General features: G+C 54.8%; 18 protein-coding genes and 1 tRNA gene. 6 read left to right on the plus strand and 13 right to left on the minus strand.

Features of this window, described 5'->3' with window-relative positions; all coding sequences use genetic code 11:
* Position 1: 1 nt before the first annotated feature.
* Positions 2-78: transfer RNA gene (locus ACR0IO_RS07595), tRNA-Ile, on the minus strand.
* A 106-nt stretch (positions 79-184) separates the two neighbouring features.
* Between ACR0IO_RS07595 and purM the strand changes: the two genes are divergently transcribed.
* The 3 genes from purM (at position 185) to rnd (ending at position 3,097) form a co-directional block, all read left to right on the plus strand.
* On the plus strand, positions 185-1,231 hold the full coding sequence (gene purM / locus ACR0IO_RS07600; RefSeq protein ID WP_480740517.1) for a phosphoribosylformylglycinamidine cyclo-ligase: 1,047 nt from the start codon (positions 185-187) through the stop codon (positions 1,229-1,231).
* Entirely contained in the window at positions 1,228-1,824 is a 597-nt protein-coding gene (purN, locus tag ACR0IO_RS07605) for a phosphoribosylglycinamide formyltransferase (protein ID WP_480740519.1), read from the plus strand. Before purM ends, purN begins: the two co-directional genes overlap by 4 nt.
* Before the next feature lie 115 nt (positions 1,825-1,939).
* Positions 1,940-3,097 carry a ribonuclease D gene (gene rnd, locus ACR0IO_RS07610; RefSeq protein WP_480740521.1) on the plus strand — a complete coding sequence of 386 codons (1,158 nt, stop codon included), beginning with the start codon at positions 1,940-1,942 and terminating at the stop codon, positions 3,095-3,097.
* Between the two features lie 8 nt (positions 3,098-3,105).
* Here the strand turns inward: rnd and ACR0IO_RS07615 are convergent, their stop codons facing one another.
* A complete protein-coding gene (locus ACR0IO_RS07615) occupies positions 3,106-3,630 on the minus strand; it encodes a hypothetical protein (RefSeq protein WP_480740522.1) in 525 nt (174 codons plus the stop codon).
* A gap of 140 nt (positions 3,631-3,770) precedes the next feature.
* On the opposite strand from ACR0IO_RS07615, the gene ACR0IO_RS07620 reads away from it, so the two are divergent.
* The gene (locus ACR0IO_RS07620; RefSeq protein ID WP_480740524.1) at positions 3,771-4,181 is read left to right on the plus strand and encodes a SufE family protein; all 411 of its coding nucleotides are present in this window, start codon (positions 3,771-3,773) and stop codon (positions 4,179-4,181) included.
* A gap of 26 nt (positions 4,182-4,207) precedes the next feature.
* Here ACR0IO_RS07620 and ACR0IO_RS07625 read toward each other — a convergent pair whose 3' ends face one another.
* The 3 genes from ACR0IO_RS07625 to ACR0IO_RS07635 all read right to left on the minus strand — a co-directional run bounded on the left by ACR0IO_RS07625 (position 4,208) and on the right by ACR0IO_RS07635 (position 6,836).
* Positions 4,208-4,879 carry a DUF1638 domain-containing protein gene (locus tag ACR0IO_RS07625; protein WP_480740526.1) on the minus strand — a complete coding sequence of 224 codons (672 nt, stop codon included), beginning with the start codon at positions 4,877-4,879 and terminating at the stop codon, positions 4,208-4,210.
* 77 nt (positions 4,880-4,956) lie between these two features.
* Positions 4,957-5,991, minus strand: coding sequence for a Hint domain-containing protein (locus tag ACR0IO_RS07630; RefSeq protein WP_480740527.1), 1,035 nt, complete (start codon positions 5,989-5,991; stop codon positions 4,957-4,959).
* A 146-nt stretch (positions 5,992-6,137) separates the two neighbouring features.
* Entirely contained in the window at positions 6,138-6,836 is a 699-nt protein-coding gene (locus ACR0IO_RS07635) for a corrinoid protein (RefSeq protein WP_155147101.1), read from the minus strand.
* A 301-nt stretch (positions 6,837-7,137) separates the two neighbouring features.
* Here ACR0IO_RS07635 and ACR0IO_RS07640 point away from each other — a divergent pair, with 301 nt between their 5' ends.
* On the plus strand, positions 7,138-8,205 hold the full coding sequence (locus tag ACR0IO_RS07640) for a PA0069 family radical SAM protein (RefSeq protein WP_480740530.1): 1,068 nt from the start codon (positions 7,138-7,140) through the stop codon (positions 8,203-8,205).
* A gap of 50 nt (positions 8,206-8,255) precedes the next feature.
* Here the strand turns inward: ACR0IO_RS07640 and gltA are convergent, their stop codons facing one another.
* Together gltA and gltX are read right to left on the minus strand one after the other, a co-directional pair.
* On the minus strand, positions 8,256-9,551 hold the full coding sequence (gene gltA, locus ACR0IO_RS07645; RefSeq protein WP_170331076.1) for a citrate synthase: 1,296 nt from the start codon (positions 9,549-9,551) through the stop codon (positions 8,256-8,258).
* 122 nt (positions 9,552-9,673) lie between these two features.
* Positions 9,674-11,074, minus strand: a complete 1,401-nt coding sequence (gene gltX, locus ACR0IO_RS07650; protein WP_480740861.1) for a glutamate--tRNA ligase — start codon at positions 11,072-11,074, stop codon at positions 9,674-9,676.
* A gap of 79 nt (positions 11,075-11,153) precedes the next feature.
* Between gltX and ACR0IO_RS07655 the strand changes: the two genes are divergently transcribed.
* On the plus strand, positions 11,154-13,196 hold the full coding sequence (locus tag ACR0IO_RS07655; protein ID WP_480740533.1) for a ComEC/Rec2 family competence protein: 2,043 nt from the start codon (positions 11,154-11,156) through the stop codon (positions 13,194-13,196).
* Here ACR0IO_RS07655 and lexA read toward each other — a convergent pair.
* From lexA to ACR0IO_RS07685, 6 genes are all read right to left on the minus strand, one after another.
* Positions 13,190-13,888: a transcriptional repressor LexA gene (lexA, locus tag ACR0IO_RS07660; protein WP_170330595.1), complete on the minus strand. Its 699-nt coding sequence runs from the start codon at positions 13,886-13,888 to the stop codon at positions 13,190-13,192. The two genes, ACR0IO_RS07655 and lexA, sit on opposite strands and share 7 nt — an antisense overlap.
* A gap of 79 nt (positions 13,889-13,967) precedes the next feature.
* Positions 13,968-15,140, minus strand: a complete 1,173-nt coding sequence (locus tag ACR0IO_RS07665) for a molybdopterin molybdotransferase MoeA (RefSeq protein WP_480740534.1) — start codon at positions 15,138-15,140, stop codon at positions 13,968-13,970.
* The gene (moaC, locus tag ACR0IO_RS07670) at positions 15,137-15,610 is read right to left on the minus strand and encodes a cyclic pyranopterin monophosphate synthase MoaC (protein WP_155147086.1); all 474 of its coding nucleotides are present in this window, start codon (positions 15,608-15,610) and stop codon (positions 15,137-15,139) included. The genes ACR0IO_RS07665 and moaC overlap by 4 nt, the downstream gene beginning before the upstream one ends.
* A complete protein-coding gene (gene trpC / locus ACR0IO_RS07675) occupies positions 15,610-16,422 on the minus strand; it encodes an indole-3-glycerol phosphate synthase TrpC (protein ID WP_170330590.1) in 813 nt (270 codons plus the stop codon). The genes moaC and trpC overlap by 1 nt, the downstream gene beginning before the upstream one ends.
* Positions 16,419-17,438: an anthranilate phosphoribosyltransferase gene (gene trpD, locus ACR0IO_RS07680; protein WP_155147082.1), complete on the minus strand. Its 1,020-nt coding sequence runs from the start codon at positions 17,436-17,438 to the stop codon at positions 16,419-16,421. The genes trpC and trpD overlap by 4 nt, the downstream gene beginning before the upstream one ends.
* Entirely contained in the window at positions 17,435-18,016 is a 582-nt protein-coding gene (locus tag ACR0IO_RS07685) for an anthranilate synthase component II (protein ID WP_155147081.1), read from the minus strand. The genes trpD and ACR0IO_RS07685 overlap by 4 nt, the downstream gene beginning before the upstream one ends.
* Positions 18,017-18,075 lie beyond the last annotated feature (59 nt).

The following is an 18,075-nucleotide window of genomic DNA, read 5'->3' on the forward strand; positions in this document are numbered from 1 at the left end:
TTGGTAGGCCCGGAGGGACTCGAACCCCCAACCAAAGCGTTATGAGCGCTCTGCTCTAACCAATTGAGCTACAGGCCCGCCTGAGCGCCTTGGGTACCACGATGAATGCCCGCGTCAAGCCTGACCGTTGCAACAGAGCGCACAATCGACTAACCCGCGCAAAAGCACTCATGAGGGAAATGCCATGACAGCGGGCAAGAACGGCATCACATATGCCGATGCGGGCGTCGATATCGATGCAGGAAACGCTTTGGTCGACCGGATCAAGCCTGCGGCAAAGAGGACGAACCGTCCTGGCGTGATGAGCGGGCTGGGCGGTTTCGGAGCGCTGTTCGATCTCAAAGCTGCAGGATATGAAGATCCGATTCTGGTTGGCGCTACGGATGGCGTCGGCACCAAGCTGCGAATTGCCATCGATACAGGTGTCGTCGACGGCGTTGGAATTGATCTGGTCGCAATGTGCGTCAACGACCTGATTTGTCAGGGTGCCGAGCCTCTGTTCTTTCTGGACTATTTTGCGACAGGCAAACTCGACACAGATACCGCGGCACGGATCATCGAAGGTATCGCCGAAGGCTGTGCGCAATCTGGCTGTGCTCTGATCGGTGGCGAAACCGCCGAAATGCCCGGTATGTATCCTGATGGTGACTTCGATCTGGCCGGATTCTCTGTTGGCGCGATGGAGCGTGGGGCGGTTCTCCCAGATGGCGTCGAGCCGGGCGATGTTCTACTGGGACTAGCCTCAAACGGAGTGCATTCGAACGGGTATTCTCTTGTCCGCAAACTGGTCGAACTGTCGGGTCTTGGCTGGGACGCAGATTCGCCGTTCAGTGGCGGATCACTCGGCGAAGCTCTGCTGACCCCAACGCGTCTTTACGTCAAACCTGCGCTTGCAGCGTTCCGGGCAGGGGGCGTGCACGCGCTGGCCCATATCACCGGGGGCGGTTTGACGGAAAACCTGCCTCGTGTCCTGCCCGAGGGGCTGGGTGCAGAGATTGATCTGAACGCATGGGATTTGCCGCCGGTCTTCAAATGGATGGCCGAAACTGGCGGAATCGTCGAAGCGGAAATGCTCAAGACCTTCAACTGCGGCATCGGCATGATCGTCGTCTGCGCTGCAGATAAGGCCGATGATCTGGCAGCATTGCTGTCTGACGCTGGTGAAGCGGTTTCCCGAATTGGTACGGTAACAGAAACAGCAGGCGTTGCGTATTCGGGCCAGCTGTTGTGAGCCACAAGCGCGTTGCAATCCTGATTTCAGGGGGTGGTTCCAACATGGTGTCGCTGGTCGACAGCATGATCGGTGATCACCCGGCGCGTCCTTGTTTGGTTCTGGCAAATGATGCGGCCGCGGGCGGATTGCAGAAGGCAGCGGATCGAGGTGTCCAGACCGCCATCGTGGATCATCGCCCGTTCAAAGGAGACCGCGCCGCATTCGAAGCTGAATTGCTGAAACCTATCCTTGATGTACAACCGGATGTAGTCTGCCTTGCGGGTTTCATGCGTGTTCTTACCGGCGATTTCGTTTCACAGTTTCAGGGGCGGATGCTGAACATCCACCCGTCGCTGTTGCCTAAATACAAGGGTTTGAACACCCACGCGCGTGCAATTGAAGCGGGCGATGCCGAACACGGATGCACCGTGCATGAGGTGACGGCTGCACTGGATGATGGCCCGATATTGGGGCAGGCGCGAGTGCCAATTGAGGTTGGCGATACACCTGAAACCCTGGCTGGCCGAGTGCTGGGCTACGAGCATCAACTCTATCCTGCTGTCTTGCGGCGCTTTGTGTGTGGCGACAAGACACCTGTTCTGCTGCCTTAAGAAGTTCTGGGTGATTTACACTCGCCCGTTATTCGGCCTATTGTCGCCCGTATCGCTCGGGACGAGTATATTTTAACGGGCATATACAAGAACAAGAGCAAGAATAGTACGGCGCATGAAAACCCTGACGACGACGACAGAGCTGGCTGAATTCTGCAAGTCCGCTGCTGAATATCCCTATATCACAGTAGATACTGAGTTCCTGCGCGAACGCACCTATTATTCAAAGCTCTGCCTGGTTCAGCTTGCGGTTCCATCTGAAGACGAAGATAGCGCAGTTCTGGTCGACCCTCTGGCCGAGGATATGTCGCTGGAACCGCTATATAAGTTGTTCAGAAATGAAAACGTCGTAAAGGTTTTTCACGCTGCGCGTCAGGACCTTGAGATATTCTGGGTCGAAGCCCGGGTGTTTCCCAAACCGCTGTTTGACACACAGGTTGCCGCAATGGTGTGCGGCTTTGGTGAACAGGTTGGTTACGAGACACTGGTCCGGAAAATCTGCAAGCAGGGGTTGGATAAAACCTCCCGCTTTACCGATTGGTCGCGCCGTCCTCTGAGCGATGCTCAAAAAACCTATGCGCTGGCAGACGTGACACATCTGCGCCGGATCTATGAATTTCTGGCCGCCGAGTTGCAAAAAACCAATCGTAACCATTGGGTGGCTGAAGAACTTTGTATTCTGACGGATTCGGCCACTTACGATGTGCGCCCCGAGGAAGCCTGGCGTCGGGTCAAGACACGCACAAACTCTGCGAAATTTCTGGCTGTCGTTAAAGAGCTTGCTGAGTTTCGTGAGGCCTATGCCCAGCAAAACAATGTCCCACGCAGCAGGGTTTTTAAAGACGATGCTCTGATTGAACTGGCATCAACCAAACCCAAGTCGCCTTCTGATTTAGGTGGTTCCCGATTGCTTCTGCGAGAAGCGCGCAAGGGCGCGATTGCTGAGGGTATTCTGAAGGCCGTAAAGCAGGGCGTCCAGTGCCCGGCCGATCAATTGCCTAAGCTGGATAACAGTCGGGACAAGTTGAAGGTTAATCCGGCACTTGCCGATTTGCTGCGCGTATTGCTGAAATCCAAAACCGAAAGCTCAGGCGTGGCTGCAAAACTGATTGCAACAAGCTCTGACCTCGATCAGATCGCAGCTGGTGAGCGAGACGTCCCGGCGATGTCGGGTTGGCGCTTTGAGGTATTTGGTGAAGACGCCCTGAAACTTTGCGAAGGCAAAATCGCGCTGGCGGCCAAAGGTCAGGTCGTGCGCGTCGTGGCGCTGTGACGCCGCAATTAGCGGCGTCGTGATTCCAAGGCGTTCTGCTGGCCGACAACACGGACGAGGCGAATCCCTTCGAGATCCTGAAGGCTTACGGTGGCTGCATCCGAGACCATGCGGGATTGCACCGTACCTTGTTGGGTCGAGTATTTTGGGTAATTCACGCGGAACATAAATTCGAGAATTCCGTTCTTACGGTTCTCTTCAGAATCCACCAGACGAAGATGCGCATTATAAGCGCCCTGTCGAACAGCGGTTCCAGTAGAGTAGATGATCGCACCGGTTGGCGTCGGATCAATCCGCAGTTCATCGATGGTTGCGATGAGAATGCTGGTATCTTCATCCTCTTTCTTCGCAAAGAGTCCAGTACCACTGCTTTGCTTTGGCACAAGGGCGTCCGCTGCATCAGGTGATGTGTTGACGGGGGCAGGTGTGCTGCTGCCAAACCAGTTAGTGGGGTTTACCCTCGAGTTGCGCCAGCTGTTGCAGGCGGACAGGGTTAACGTGGCAACCAGAAGAACGGAAAGAGTTTTTTGCATGGCCCCAGAGCTTTGAGCAATATTACGTGCATTGGGTTAGCGCAAAATCGATGGCTTGAAAAGCCACGCTTGGGGCTGGACAGCAGCGTATCAGCGACATAGGTCACGAACTGTGATCAAAACCTAAGGAGTGCCGCAGTATGGCAACGCCTGCCTTTGAAGAAATCGTCGATGATTTCGAATTTTTGGAGGACTGGGAAGACCGGTACCGCCATGTCATCGAGCAGGGTAAAGCCATGGAGCCTCTGGACGATGCGCTGAAAGTTCCTGCGACCAAGGTCAACGGGTGTGCCAGTCAGGTCTGGCTGCATCCGATGATTAATGCGGGTATATTTCGTTTCGATGGCGATAGTGACGCCTTGATCGTGCGTGGCCTGATAGCGGTTCTTCGTGCTCTTTATAATGATCTTCCCGTGGCAGACGTGCCGAAAGTCGATGCAGGTGCGGAGCTTGCTCGGCTGGGTTTGAACGAACACCTGTCTGCGCAACGATCAAATGGGGTGCGTGCGATGGTTGATCGTATCCGGGACGTGGCACGCGAAAACGCCTGACTACCATGAGCGTAGGGCGCTTTGGGTCAGCTTGAGGGACGTGTGCCCTTGGCCCAGCCTGTAAGCGTTGTTTCCAGATCCCCATAACCGGTAAAGCGATGCTCGAACTCAAGCCCCATGCGTTCAGCACATTTCTGAGCTCGTTGCGTTAACACCGGGTCATCCACCTGAGCTTGGTAGATCAGCTTGGTGTAATTGCCAAAATACATTTCGCGTAGTTCCGGGTGCCGATCCAGACCCAGAGGTTTCCAAACGAAGGCATCGAATTGTCGGGCCAGAAAGTCAGTTAGGTAGAACGCCGTGGTTTCATCATCGCCACGCTCCGCAAACGCCTGATTTCCCTCGAAGAAGGAATAGCAATGAGGTCCCTGAACCATCTCGACACCAAGCCGTTCGCAAGCCTGCTGCAGTAGACCGCCGGTGCCACAGTCCGCATAGACGACAAAAATCTTGTCATAGTCATCCCGGTGCTTGGCGACCGCATCTTCGACGGCTTGGGTAATGCGCTCTGGGTAAACGTGCAGAATGGCAGGTAAACAGGTCAGCGCTATATGTTCCCAACCATTGCGTTCTTTTAGATCAAGAATCTCGCGCGCAAGCGCACCGCAGGCGATCAGCAAAATACGCTGCTGCGTATCTTCGCTGACATAGCCTTGTGTCGTCAGGCTCTCATCATCTGGCAGGTCGGTCGATTGCATGGTCCGTTTCCCGGTCGAGGCTATACCAGAAGACGATCTTTGGCGATTTAGGGCAAGCCCCGTTCCGACATCTCGCGTCAGGCCACCGACGCGCGCGTTTCAAACGCGCTCAGGGATGGTCGAGCCGACGGACCATAAGAGGCAAGCCCACGTGTCGAAAGTTCAGGAAATAGAGACAATATCTCTTGTCGAGCGTCATTTTCCAGACTGTTCCAACTCATAACACCCGGATGGAAGCTCTCGCTTGGGCAGCCTTCTGCCCAAACAATTTCATGCTGGTCAAACATGAGGTGATAGTAAGTGACCAAGCCACCCGATTTGAGGATGATGGACTCTCCATCAATCAGCTGTTTTGCAGGCGCCAAAGCTTCGGAATAACCGGTGTTCAGTTCCACACGCCAATCGCTGATGAGCATTCGGTGTTGTTGCGATACCAGCAAATCGCGTCGGTTACCCATCGTTCCTTTCTTGATCAAAACAGGAGAGAATGATCCTTTGGCACGTACGGTACGACGGCCGATCCAACGTATGGGTTGCATGCCATGATCGAGCGTCTGGACCATGTCTCCAACCTGCAACTTCTGAACCGGAATTTCCCCCTGATTGGTTTCGATCAGGGTTCCCAGCGTGAAACAGGTCACCAGGTCCCAGCTTTCACGGCTGCCAGTCAGACCCGAAAAGTTGTTTCCATTCAGGCTATTGAAGGTAATTGATCTGATCCCGCCAGCTTCGAGCGTTGCCTGATCGGCATTGTCCGAGAATTCAGGCATCAGATACGTATTGCCATTGATATCTTGAGCCACAACAGCAGTTATGTTTGCCGTAGTCCCATCGATGTAGGTGATCGTTGCATTGTAGATCGATGTGCCATCAAAGGTCTGGGCCGGCCCGCCGTCGATCGAAAACTGCTCCGGTGGAGAGTTATCCATTTCATAGACGGTCCCAGAGAGGCTGACTGGGCTCCATGTCACAGCATTATTCAGAAGGGCATTGCCAGGTCCACCAAATGTCTGACCGACCAAGGCTGACGCGTTTTCGGCAATATTATTGCCTTCAACGGTATCAATATCTGCAAGAACACCAAGCGAGATAGCTGTAAATGTAGTGGGCACGGTAACCTCGAAACTAAAGTAACGTCTTGTACTAAATAATCTCCTGAAATTTTGTAAAGATGTTTTTTAAGGGGAAATCTTTACTCTCGGGAAATTGAAAAGGCCGCCCTGAACGGGCGGCCTTTGGAATTTTCGCTGTTGCTTAATCAGCCTGCCAGCTGATTGTGCTTGCGCGATACAAAGTCCTTGGCGGTTTCAACGGCGACTGCCGCATCACGGCAATATGCGTCGGCACCGATGGCTTTGCCGAATTCCTCGTTCAGAGGTGCGCCGCCAACCAGAACGATATAGTCGTCACGAACGCCTTGCTCGACCAGTGTATCGATGACGACTTTCATGTAAGGCATAGTGGTGGTCAGCAGAGCGGACATGCCCAGGATGTCGGGTTCTTCGGTTTCCAAAGCTTCGAGATAGTTTTCGACCGGGTTGTTGATGCCGATGTCGACAACTTCGAAACCTGCGCCTTCCATCATCATCGAAACAAGGTTTTTGCCGATGTCGTGGATGTCACCTTTCACGGTACCGATGACCATCTTGCCGACGCGCGGTGCGCCAGTTTCAGCCAGCAGGGGCTTGAGGATCGTCATACCGCCCTTCATGGCGTTCGCCGCCAGAAGAACCTCGGGAACAAACAGGATGCCGTCGCGGAAATCGTGTCCAACGATGGTCATGCCGCCAACCAATGCCTTGGTCAGGATGTCATACGGCGCCCAACCACGTTCGAGCAGGATGTTCACGCCTTCTTCGATCTCTTCTTTCAGACCGTCGTAAAGGTCGTCAAACATCTGTTCGACGAGTTCATCGTCGTTCAGTTCGGACAGGACGATGTCTTCTTCATCGGACATGGGTCATTTCCCTGAGCTAAATGGGCCCTTGGCCCGTAGGTGGCAATTTTTTCCGTTTTGGCCATTTCGCCGCATCTAGACTGTGACGATTGCGACCAAGGTCGTTCTGGGACCGACCTTTAAGGCAAAATCTGTCGCATCTCGACAGAATTATTTGCAAGATCATTCTGCATTCGCTTCACGTTCGCTCTCGGTGCCAATGTGAACGGGCGTCTCACATCCCCATTCTACAGATGGCTGTTCCTATTGCTGAAGGACCTTAATGGGTTTACACCTGTTGATGAGAACAAAGGTGGAACATATGCTCAATCAGACAAATGTTGTGGGTAGGGGGGCCGTGTCCAATTCTGCAGGTAGGTTCGAGCAATATGCCAGCGAAGCTACAGATGACGGCTGGGAAATTGAGGAGGAGTTGCCCCCGCTGTGCACCGAAGTACGTGATGAGATGGCCAGAACTTTTATCACCTACAATCGCTCTCCTGATCTTCCATTCGATCGATCGATCAATCCCTACCGGGGCTGCGAACACGGGTGCGTATATTGCTTTGCACGACCTACACACGCCTATCTTGGCCTGTCTGCCGGATTGGATTTCGAAACAAGATTGATTGCACGACCGAACGCGGCTGGTGTTCTGCGTCGCGAGCTTTCTGCGCGTTCGTACAAAGTCGCTCCTATTGCCTTGGGTACAAATACAGATCCGTACCAACCAATTGAGAAGATGCGCGGAATCACAAGGGACTGCCTGAGCGTATTGCAGGATTTTCAACACCCGATCGCTATTGTCACTAAGGGAGCGCTGATCGAGCGGGATCTGGATATTCTGGCCCCAATGGCAAGTCAGGGGTTGGCGCGAGTTGGAATCTCACTGACGACACTGGATGCGGATCTTTCCCGAAAAATGGAGCCACGCGCGCCTTCGCCGAAACGTCGCCTGCGTATGATTCGACGATTGACGGAGGCTGGGGTACCGGTGCGGGTCATGACATCTCCTGTTGTTCCGGGTCTTACGGATCACGAACTGGAGAATCTATTGGAGGCCGGTTGTGACGCCGGTGCTGACTCGGCCAGTTGGATCATGTTGCGGTTGCCGCGAGAGGTTTCTCAGCTTTGGCAGGAGTGGCTTGAAGTGCACGAACCCAACCGTGCAGCCAAGGTCATGGCGCGCCTTCGCGAGATGCATGGTGGCAAGGACTATGACCCACGCTGGGGTCACAGGATGCGGGGTGAGGGCGTTTATGCCGAAATGATAGCCAAACGTTTCAAGACAACTGTCGAGCGTTTGGGGCTGGCAACCAAGACACCGGCACTGAGATGCGATCTGTTTGCGAAACCACCGCAGGTTGGTGATCAACTCGATCTTTTCTAAACAAAAAAGCCCCGGAGATTTCCGGGGCTTTTGTTCAGGTTTGTAACCGATCAGCGATTTTCGATATCGACGTAATCGCGTGTGGTTTCGCCCAGATACAGCTGGCGCGGACGACCGATTTTGTTTTGTGGATCGGCGATCATTTCTTTCCACTGGCTGACCCAGCCAACGGTGCGCGACAGCGCGAAGATCGGCGTGAACATCGATGTTGGGAAGCCCATCGCCTCGAGAATGATGCCCGAATAGAAGTCTACGTTCGGGAACAGTTTTTTCTCAACGAAATACGGATCTTCCAGCGCCTGTTTCTCGAGCGCTTTCGCAACCTGTAGTTTGGGATTGTTTTCGATACCGAGCAGATCCAGAACCTCGTCGGCGGATTGCTTCATCACCTTCGCGCGCGGGTCAAAGTTCTTATAGACGCGGTGACCAAAGCCCATCAGACGGAACGGGTCGTTCTTGTCTTTGGCGCGCTCGATGTATTCAGGGATGTTGTCGACACTTCCGATCTGCTCGAGCATTTCCAGACATGCCTGGTTGGCGCCACCATGGGCAGGACCCCAGAGGCAAGCGATACCTGCAGCGATACACGCAAACGGGTTTGCACCCGAAGACGAAGCCAGGCGAACGGTCGAGGTCGAAGCGTTCTGCTCGTGGTCTGCATGCAGGGTAAAGATGCGGTCCATTGCGCGGCTCAGAATCGGGTTTACCTCATAATCCTCGGCAGGAACGGCAAAACACATGCGCAGGAAGTTCGAGGCATAATCCAGGTCATTGCGCGGATAAACAAAGGGCTGACCGATGTGATACTTGTAAGCCCATGCCGCGATGGTCGGCATCTTCGCGATCAGGCGATGCGACGCAACTTCACGCTGATGCGGATCTGAAACGTCGGTTGAGTCGTGATAGAAGGCCGACATTGCGCCAACCACACCTACCATGATCGCCATGGGATGCGCGTCACGACGGAAACCACGGTAGAAGTACTGCATTTGCTCATGCAGCATGGTGTGGCGCGTGATAGTGGTTTCGAATTCCTCGAGGTCTTTCGCTACGGGCAGCTCTCCGTACAGCAGCAGATAGCATACTTCGAGGAAGTGCGATTTCTCAGCCAGCTGATCGATCGGATATCCGCGGTGCAGAAGCTCACCTTTTTCGCCGTCGATGTAAGTGATCGTGCTGTCGCAGCTCGCGGTCGATGTGAAACCGGGGTCATAGGTGAATACGTCAGCCTGACCATAAAGCTTCCGGATGTCGATGACATCTGGCCCGGCTGTTGGTGAGTGAACCGGCAATTCGTAGGTTTTGCCATGGACAGTCAGGGTCGCTTTTTGTTGGCTCTCGGTCATGGTTGTCCCTTCCTCAATCTTACGCATGTCGGTTCGCTGACCGACATAGCGGGCAACGGCTGCGCGCGGGCGCGCAGTCCGGGTGTTAGCGGAGCAGCGTTACCCGAATGTGAAGACCAGGTTTATGTCGCTGCATCAGAAAGTCGCGCCAGGCTTTCTTCACGTCCCAGCACGAGCATCATGTCAAATACCGAAGGTGTTACTGCCCGGCCTGCCAATGCCGCCCGAAGGGGGCCTGCTAACTTGCCGAACTTTAGCCCTTTCGCTTCTGCAAACGAATTCAGGGCTTCCTCCAGTTCGCTTCGCGTCCAGCTAACATTTTGCAGCTGCGGCGTCAATTCCTTCAGTATACCATCGGATACAGAGTCGAGCGCCTTTTTAGCTTTTTCATCCGGATCAATTGGCCGAGATGTTAGCACAAAATGCGCTTTTTCAAGCAGTTCGGGAAAAGTTCGGGCGCGATCCTTGAGGCAATACATCGCACGCACCAGATCACCAGATTGTGTTTCAGTCAAAGTAGGAAGATCTGCTGCCGCCAGATAGTCAGCAATTTCTTTCTGCAATGCAGCATCGTTTGAGATGGCAATGTGTTGTCCACACAGGTTTTCCAGCTTTTTCAAATCGAAACGGGCAGGGCTCTTGCCTATTCCATCTAGATCAAACCACTCTCTGGCCTGCTCATCCGTGAAGAACTCGTCGTCTCCGTGGCTCCAGCCCAAACGCGCCAGATAATTGCGCATGCCAGCGGCCGGATACCCCATAGCCTGATATTCCTGCGCACCCAAAGCACCGTGGCGCTTGCTCAGTTTTTTGCCATCAGACCCATGAATCAGCGGAATGTGGGCCCAGACTGGGACATCCCAACCCATCGCCTCGTAGATCGTCATCTGACGCGCAGCGTTGTTTAGATGATCATCGCCACGAATGACGTGAGTAACACCCATATCGTGATCGTCCACCACTACGGCCAGCATGTAGACGGGCGTGCCGTCCGAACGTAGCAGAACCATATCATCTAGCTGATCGTTTCGGATCGTAACGTCGCCTTGGACCTGATCACGAATTACGGTCGAGCCTTCTTTTGGCGCCTTTATCCGAACGACAAATGGCAGGTCGGGGTGGCTGGCGGGGTCCGCATCACGCCATGGGCTTTGGAACAAGGTCGACTTACCTTCTTCCCGAGCCTGCTCCCGAAACGCAGAAATCTCGTCCTGAGTGGAGAAGCACTTGTAGGCTTTGCCTTCAGCCAGCAGTTGATGGGCAACTTCCGCATGACGGTCAGCGCCTTCGAACTGACTGATCACTTCGCCATCATGATCCAAACCCAGCCATTCCATACCCTGCAGGATCGCCGCTGTGGCTTCTGGGGTTGAACGTTCACGATCCGTGTCTTCGATACGCAACAGGAACTTACCGCCGCGGCCACGTGCATAAAGCCAGTTAAACAGCGCGGTACGTGCGCCACCGATGTGCAGAAAGCCAGTGGGTGAAGGGGCAAAACGGGTGACGACCTGATCGGACATAGTGTTGATTAACCTTTTGGTAACCGTGTCGGGCATAGTGTTGGCGCCTGTCTAACGAGCCCGAAGGACGGGGGCAACCATGCGTGTTCTGGCACGGATTGAGGTCGCGTTGCTGAACCAGCGCGGACATCTGTTTCCCTGGTCTCCGGTCTGTCTGGCAATCGGCATAGGACTGTATTTCGGCCTTACATTCGAGCCGGACCAGCAGTTCTACTACGGCGTTGTTGCCTCAGGTTTGTTCGCGATCTGCGCTTGCCGACGTTTGCCTGTTGCCTGGGCTCCGCTGGCAATTGGGGGGGCGCTTGTCGCTGCTGGTTTCTTACTGGCCGGTACACGCGCCCATATGGTCGCAGAGCCGGTCTTGCAATGGCGCTACTACGGTCCTGTTGAGGGGAGGGTCGTTGCGCTGGACCGCTCTGCATCGGATGCGCTGCGGGTTACACTGGACAGTGTGCGGATCGGGGATGTACCCAAAGACCGTCGTCCGCAGCGCATCCGGTTGTCCCTGCATGGTGGTTCCACATCGCTGGAGCCGGGGCAGAGAATTATGACGACGGCCTACCTGTCGCCACCACAAGGGCCGGTGGAACCCGGTGGCTTTGATTTCCGTCGGCATGCATGGTTTCAGAAACTGGGTGCTGTTGGCTATACGCGTGTTCCGGTGCTGACCGTCGCACCTGCATCCATGGGTCAGCGCGGCGTTCAGATTACCGCATGGCGCATGGCAATTTCTCAGCGTGTTCGATCCATATTACCTGACGAGGTGGGTGGTTTCGCGGCTGCGGTTACGACCGGGGATCGAAGCGGCATGGGGCAGAACACTCTGGGCGCTCTTAGAATGTCGAATCTTGCGCACCTGCTCGCAATCTCTGGCCTACATATGGGGCTGTTGACCGGGTTTGTGTTTGTCGCGTGTCGAATTGGGTTTTCTGCAGTTCCGGTCTTGGCGTTACGGCTGCCGGTTCGAAAACTCGCAGCAGTTTGTGCGTTAATTGCCGCAACAATCTACTTGGTTCTATCTGGTGGTAACGTCGCAACAGAACGCGCTTATGTCATGGTCTCTGTCATGTTTGGCGCAGTGTTGATTGATCGCAGGGCGATTTCTTTGAGAGCCGTAGCGGTGGCCGCGATCATCGTCCTTTTTCTGCGTCCAGAATCATTGCTAAGCCCCGGTTTTCAAATGTCATTTGCAGCCACTACAGCCCTGGTTGCGATATTCGGAGGGCTTCGCGATTTTGGTCGAATCCCCGGGCCGAAATGGCTCCGACCAGTGGGGGGCGTGCTGCTATCTTCTGCCATAGCCGGACTCGCTACCGCTCCGGTGGGGGCAGCACATTTCAATACAATGGCTCACTATGGATTGCTGGCTAACATGCTCGCGGTACCGGTCATGGGCACGATCGTTGTTCCTGCGGCCGTGGTCGCAGCGCTTCTGGCTCCATTTGGGCTCGAAGTGGTGGCTCTGTGGGTGATGGGGTTGGGCCTCAGATGGATTATTGTAGTTGCGGACTGGATATCAGGTCTGAGTGGTGCCCAGGGATTTGTGGTCAGCCCGCCAGACTACGTCCTGCCGGTGATGGCACTGGGGGCGCTATGGCTGATTTTGTGGCGCGGAAGCGCTCGATGGGTAGGCACTGTGCCCATCATCGGAGCTTTGCTGCTGTGGGGGCAGGGAAACCGGCCTGAAGTTTTGATCGCCGAGTCCGGTGGGCTGGTGGGAGTAATGACAGAAACAGGACGTGCATTGAGCAAGCAACGAGGGAGTGGGTTTGTTGCGACGGTCTGGTTGGAAAATGATGGTGACGGAGCGGATCAGTCAAAGGCTGCCAGTCGTTGGCCATCCGGCATCGACAAGGTTCAGAGATATTTGCTGAACGACAAGGAGTTGGTTCACCTTACAGGTAAACGCGCAGCACAAGAGTTTAGCGAGTGCAGCAGTGATCAGATCGTTGTTTCGGCAGTACCCGTGTCACTGAACGGAGATTGCAAAATCTTCGACCCGGAATCGCTTTTGAGAACCGGAAGCCTTGCATTGTCACAGGGGGAAATACGCACAAGCGCTCAGGTAACCGGGCATCGGTTGTGGTCGCCCGTCCCAAGGGACGGGCACCAAATTCAATAGGTTCGGATCAGTCCAACCAAACGGCCCTGAACCTTTACCTTGTCTTCGGGAAGGACACGGGTTTCATACGCGGGATTTGCTGCTTCCAGCGCGATGGCGTGTCCACGCCGGAAGAACCTTTTCAGCGTGGCCTCCTGATCCTCGACCAAGGCCACAACGATGTCGCCATTGTCAGCAACGGTTGTTTCCCGGATCACAACGACATCGCCATCGTTAATACCGGCGTCGATCATCGAATCTCCGCGAACTTCGAGCGCATAGTGATCGCCCTGACCGGACACCATCGACCCCGGAACCGCTACGCGATGCGATACGTGGCTGATGGCTTCGATGGGGACACCGGCTGCGATCCGACCCATTACAGGCAGTTCCATCGCATCGACAGTCACCGGTTCAAAATTGGCAGGGCGCGGCCCAGTAGGTCGATCACCTTCGATGACGCGAGGTTTGAAGCCGGCTGTTGGTTCGCCACCCAGACTTTCGGGAAGCTTGACGATTTCAATCGCCCTGGCGCGGTGGGCGAGACGTCGGATAAAGCCGCGTTCTTCAAGCGCAGTAATCAAACGGTGAATCCCGGATTTTGATCTCAGGTCCAACGCGATCTTCATTTCATCAAAGCTGGGCGGAACACCGTCCGCCTGAACGCGTTTGTGGATGAATTCCAGCAAATCCAACTGTTTCTTGGTTAGCATTGCTCACACCTCGTCGCTCATGCGTTTTCTTTTGTTCTACGCATGTTCACGTTTTGTGTCAACGGATTTGCCGTTTGGATCAAATTGGAAGGTACAAAACCTCTTCACCCGCGTCTCGTTCGGGGTCGTTTGGTTCTCTTACCAACAAAGCGTTTGCTTGCGCTAGAACGCTGAGCAGAGAACTGTCCTGATCGGGGCAAGCTCGGATACCGTTTTCATCAACGATTGCCCGCATATAGTGCTCGCGTGGGCCGTTTTTACCGATAGGCTCGCCGAGTTTGGCCCGACGAAATGCTGGGAGACCATGTTCCAAACCCAACATCCGTCTGACTAACGGCACCAGAAATAAATATCCGCAAACCATTGCGCTGACCGGATTTCCGGGCAGGCCGACCATGGCTGCATCCCCGAAACGTCCCGCCATCAAGGGTTTTCCCGGGCGCATCCTGATTTTGTAGAAAGAGCGCTCCATCCCCAACGCCTGTGATACATCAGACACAAGGTCGTAATCCCCGACCGACGCACCACCAATCGTTACAACAAGATCGGCGCCAGCAGCCATTCCGAACGCGGTTTCAAGCGACGATGTTGTGTCTTTTGCGATGGGCAGAATGCGAACATGTGCACCTGCTTCTTCCAATAAGGCTTTGAGACCGAATGTGTTCGAGGCGATGATCTGATCGAGACCCGGTGTCTCGCCGGGCATTACCAGTTCATCACCCGTCGAGATCAAGGCAATCTGCGGTTTCTGCGCAACGGGAACTGTCGCGATGTTCATAGCCGCCAGCAGCGCAAGATCCTCTGGCCGCAGTCGGCGTGGGGCAGTGATGATCGTGCCTTTGGTAAAATCCACACCCGCAGGGCGAATGTTGGTTTTTGCACCTGGATCATCGGTTATAGTGATCAAATCACCGCGACGATCGACATCTTCCTGAATTACAATAAAATCCGCGCCTTCCGGAACCGGTGCACCAGTAAAGATGCGAACAGCCTGGCCGGGACCAACAGGTTTATCAAACCGTTTTCCTGCAACTGCCTCGCCGACGACTTTGAACATGGCATGTAGTTCAACTTCGGCTGCTTTCACAGCATATCCATCCATCGAAGACGCAGCGAATGGAGGCTGGTCTCGCGTTGCCACAACATCCTGCGCCAAAATGCGACCAGAAGCTTCGGCAAGCGGAATCGTTTCGGCCGGTAGTGCAGAAACAAGTTCAAAAAGAAGGGTGCGCGCTTCTTCTACTGTAATCATTCCGCTTCGTAACGTCCTGACTTTCCGCCATCTTTCAAGATCACTCGGATGGCGCCGATTTCCATCGCTTTGTCGACGGCCTTGGTCATGTCGTAAACGGTGAGCGCTGCGGTCGATACGGCGGTCAAAGCTTCCATTTCAACACCGGTTTGTCCCGAAGTTTTTACCGTCGCTTCGATAAGAACGCCGGGAAGGTCGGGATCCAAAGTCAACTCGACGGCAACCTTGGTTACAGGCAGCGGATGACACAAAGGAATCAGGTCGGGCGTTTTCTTCGCACCCATAATCCCTGCGAGACGTGCAATTCCAAGAACATCGCCCTTTTTAGCACGGCCTTCTGAAATGATATCAAAGGTTTCTCGTGCCATTTTAATGTGACCGGCAGCCACTGCGACACGGTCCGTTACCTCTTTGTCAGAGACATCGACCATGTGGGCCTGACCTTTGGCATCGAAATGCGTCAGCGGCATCACATTACTCCGGGGATCAGCGGGTTCGCGAGCAGTTCATGGGTGGCGGCAGCAACATCATCCTGACGCATGAGGCTTTCACCAATCAGAAAGCACCGGGCGCCATAGCGGGCAATATCGGCCAGATCAGCAGGAGTGCTGAGACCACTCTCACACACGATTGTACGATCGCCCGGAACCAGTTTGGACAGTCGGCGCGTCGTATCAAGAGTTGTCTCGAACGTCTTGAGGTTACGGTTGTTTATGCCAATCAAAGGGCTTTTGAGCTCAGCGGCACGCGCAAGTTCGTCCTCATCATGGACTTCGATCAGAACATCCATGCCCCAATCAAACGCCGTTTGCTCCAGTTCTGCAGCCAGATTATCTTCAACCGACGCCATGATGATGAGGATACAGTCAGCGCCCAGGGCACGTGCCTCGACCACCTGATAAGGATCATACATGAAGTCTTTTCGCAGCGCCGGCAGAGAGCAGGCATCGCGAGCGGCAGTCAGATACTCCTTTGCCCCCTGAAAGCTGGGCGTATCCGTCAGGACAGACAAACAAGTAGCGCCGCCGTCCTCATAGGCTTTTGCCAGGGCTGGCGGATCAAAATCCGCGCGGATCAGACCCTTGGAAGGGCTGGCCTTTTTTACTTCGGCAATCAGGCCATAGCCTTGACGCGTCGCACCTTGAAGGGCCTTTGCAAACCCGCGAACCTCGGATGCTTCGCGTGCGGCGGCTTCCATTTCTTCCAAGGGCTTACGGGCTTTGTCTGCCGCGACTTCCTCGAGTTTGTAGGCCTTGATTTTATCCAGAACAGTCTCGGTCATGCGGCTTCCTGTGTAATGCGGGCAAGTGCAGCGATCTTATCTTTAGCTTTGCCGCTGTCGATACTTTCAGCAGCTTTTTCAACACCTTCACGAAGGTCTTGTGCAGCATCAGCAACCACCAGAGCAGCGGCCGAATTCAGCAATACCGCGTCCCGGTAGGCCGATGGTGCGCCGTCGAGCAATGCCCGGAATGCCATTGCGTTCTCTTCGGGAGTTCCACCAACGATGTCTTCAAAGGGATGTACGGGCAGGCCTGCATCTTCCGGATGCAATTCGACCTCTCTCACACCACCATCTTCCAGTGCGGCAACCCAGCTAACGCCGGTAATTGTCAGTTCATCGGTTCCGTCCGAACCATGCACCAGCCATGCGTGCTCAGCTCCCAATAAGCCGAGTGTTTCGGCCATCGGCCTGATCAGATCCCTGCTGAATGCTCCGGTCAACTGGCGTCTGACACCTGCCGGGTTGGTCAGCGGCCCGAGAATGTTGAAAATCGTGCGTGTTCCCAACTCTTGCCGGGTTGGCATGACGTGGGCAATGGCGGGATGATGCATAGGGGCCATCATGAAACCGATGCCAGCCTGTCTGAGTGCAGTTTCAACGATTTCCGGGCCAACCATCACGTTAATGCCCAGTTGGCCAAGTGCGTCCGCAGCGCCTGACTTCGAACTGAGATTGCGGTTGCCATGTTTGGCGACTGTCACTCCGGCACCGGCTACGACAAACGCCGTCGCGGTCGAGATATTCAATGTCCCTTTGCCGTCGCCACCGGTTCCGACGATATCGATCGCTCCGGCAGGTGCTTCAACTTTATTGCATTTGTCGCGCATAACTGCTGCGGCGGCCGCGTATTCTTCGACCGTCTCGCCGCGCGTCCGCATTGCCATCAGCAGGCCGCCAATCTGACTGGGGGTTGCCTCACCTTCGAAGAGGATCGAAAAGGCCTGTTCTGCCTCGGCACGGGTCAGGGGCCGATCGGCAGCTGCTCCGATCAGCGGTTTCAGCGCGTCGCTCATGCGGGGACTTTCATTTCGTTTAGGAAGTTCTTGAGCAGGGCGTGGCCATGCTCGGATGCGATGGATTCCGGGTGGAACTGGACGCCATGGATCGGCAGTTCTTTGTGTTGAAGGCCCATGATGGTGCCGTCTTCGAGCTCAGCTGTGATCTCAAGGCAATCTGGCAGCGTTTCACGTTCAACCACCAAAGAATGATAGCGGGTCGCTTCGAAAGGCGAGGGCAGGCCAGCAAACACACCTTTGCCAGTGTGATGCATCATACCCATTTTGCCATGCACGATCTCATGGCAACGAACGACATTGCCACCAAAGCTTTGACCGATGGTCTGATGCCCTAGGCATACACCCAATAGCGGTGTTTTGGTCTCTGCTGCCGCTTCGGTCAGGGCCAGACAGATGCCAGCCTGATCCGGGTCACAAGGGCCGGGGCTCAGCAGTATCCCTGCCGGGTTCATTGCCATGGCTTCCTGAACATCCAGCGCATCGTTGCGGCGCACGACCATTTCAGCGCCCAACTCGCCCAGATAGTGAACCAGATTGTAGGTAAACGAGTCGTAGTTGTCGATCAGCAGCAGCATTTGGGCACTTATCTCAGCTTTGGCATTTCGGGCTGGCGATACAGCCCTCGGCCACGGTA

The sequence above is a fragment of the Ruegeria sp. CE12 genome (assembly GCF_056537525.1).

Excerpts from the sequence above, each read along its gene's own strand:
- purM (WP_480740517.1), top strand. The coding sequence starts at position 185 with ATGACAGCGGGCAAGAACGGCATCACATATGCCGATGCGGGCGTCGAT.
- rnd (WP_480740521.1), top strand. The coding sequence starts at position 1,940 with ATGAAAACCCTGACGACGACGACAGAGCTGGCTGAATTCTGCAAGTCC.
- ACR0IO_RS07615 (WP_480740522.1), bottom strand. The coding sequence starts at position 3,630 with ATGCAAAAAACTCTTTCCGTTCTTCTGGTTGCCACGTTAACCCTGTCC.
- ACR0IO_RS07620 (WP_480740524.1), top strand. The coding sequence starts at position 3,771 with ATGGCAACGCCTGCCTTTGAAGAAATCGTCGATGATTTCGAATTTTTG.
- ACR0IO_RS07625 (WP_480740526.1), bottom strand. The coding sequence starts at position 4,879 with ATGCAATCGACCGACCTGCCAGATGATGAGAGCCTGACGACACAAGGC.
- ACR0IO_RS07635 (WP_155147101.1), bottom strand. The coding sequence starts at position 6,836 with ATGTCCGATGAAGAAGACATCGTCCTGTCCGAACTGAACGACGATGAA.
- ACR0IO_RS07640 (WP_480740530.1), top strand. The coding sequence starts at position 7,138 with ATGCTCAATCAGACAAATGTTGTGGGTAGGGGGGCCGTGTCCAATTCT.
- gltA (WP_170331076.1), bottom strand. The coding sequence starts at position 9,551 with ATGACCGAGAGCCAACAAAAAGCGACCCTGACTGTCCATGGCAAAACC.
- gltX (WP_480740861.1), bottom strand. The coding sequence starts at position 11,074 with ATGTCCGATCAGGTCGTCACCCGTTTTGCCCCTTCACCCACTGGCTTT.
- ACR0IO_RS07655 (WP_480740533.1), top strand. The coding sequence starts at position 11,154 with ATGCGTGTTCTGGCACGGATTGAGGTCGCGTTGCTGAACCAGCGCGGA.
- lexA (WP_170330595.1), bottom strand. The coding sequence starts at position 13,888 with ATGCTAACCAAGAAACAGTTGGATTTGCTGGAATTCATCCACAAACGC.
- ACR0IO_RS07665 (WP_480740534.1), bottom strand. The coding sequence starts at position 15,140 with ATGATTACAGTAGAAGAAGCGCGCACCCTTCTTTTTGAACTTGTTTCT.
- moaC (WP_155147086.1), bottom strand. The coding sequence starts at position 15,610 with ATGCCGCTGACGCATTTCGATGCCAAAGGTCAGGCCCACATGGTCGAT.
- trpC (WP_170330590.1), bottom strand. The coding sequence starts at position 16,422 with ATGACCGAGACTGTTCTGGATAAAATCAAGGCCTACAAACTCGAGGAA.
- trpD (WP_155147082.1), bottom strand. The coding sequence starts at position 17,438 with ATGAGCGACGCGCTGAAACCGCTGATCGGAGCAGCTGCCGATCGGCCC.
- ACR0IO_RS07685 (WP_155147081.1), bottom strand. The coding sequence starts at position 18,016 with ATGCTGCTGCTGATCGACAACTACGACTCGTTTACCTACAATCTGGTT.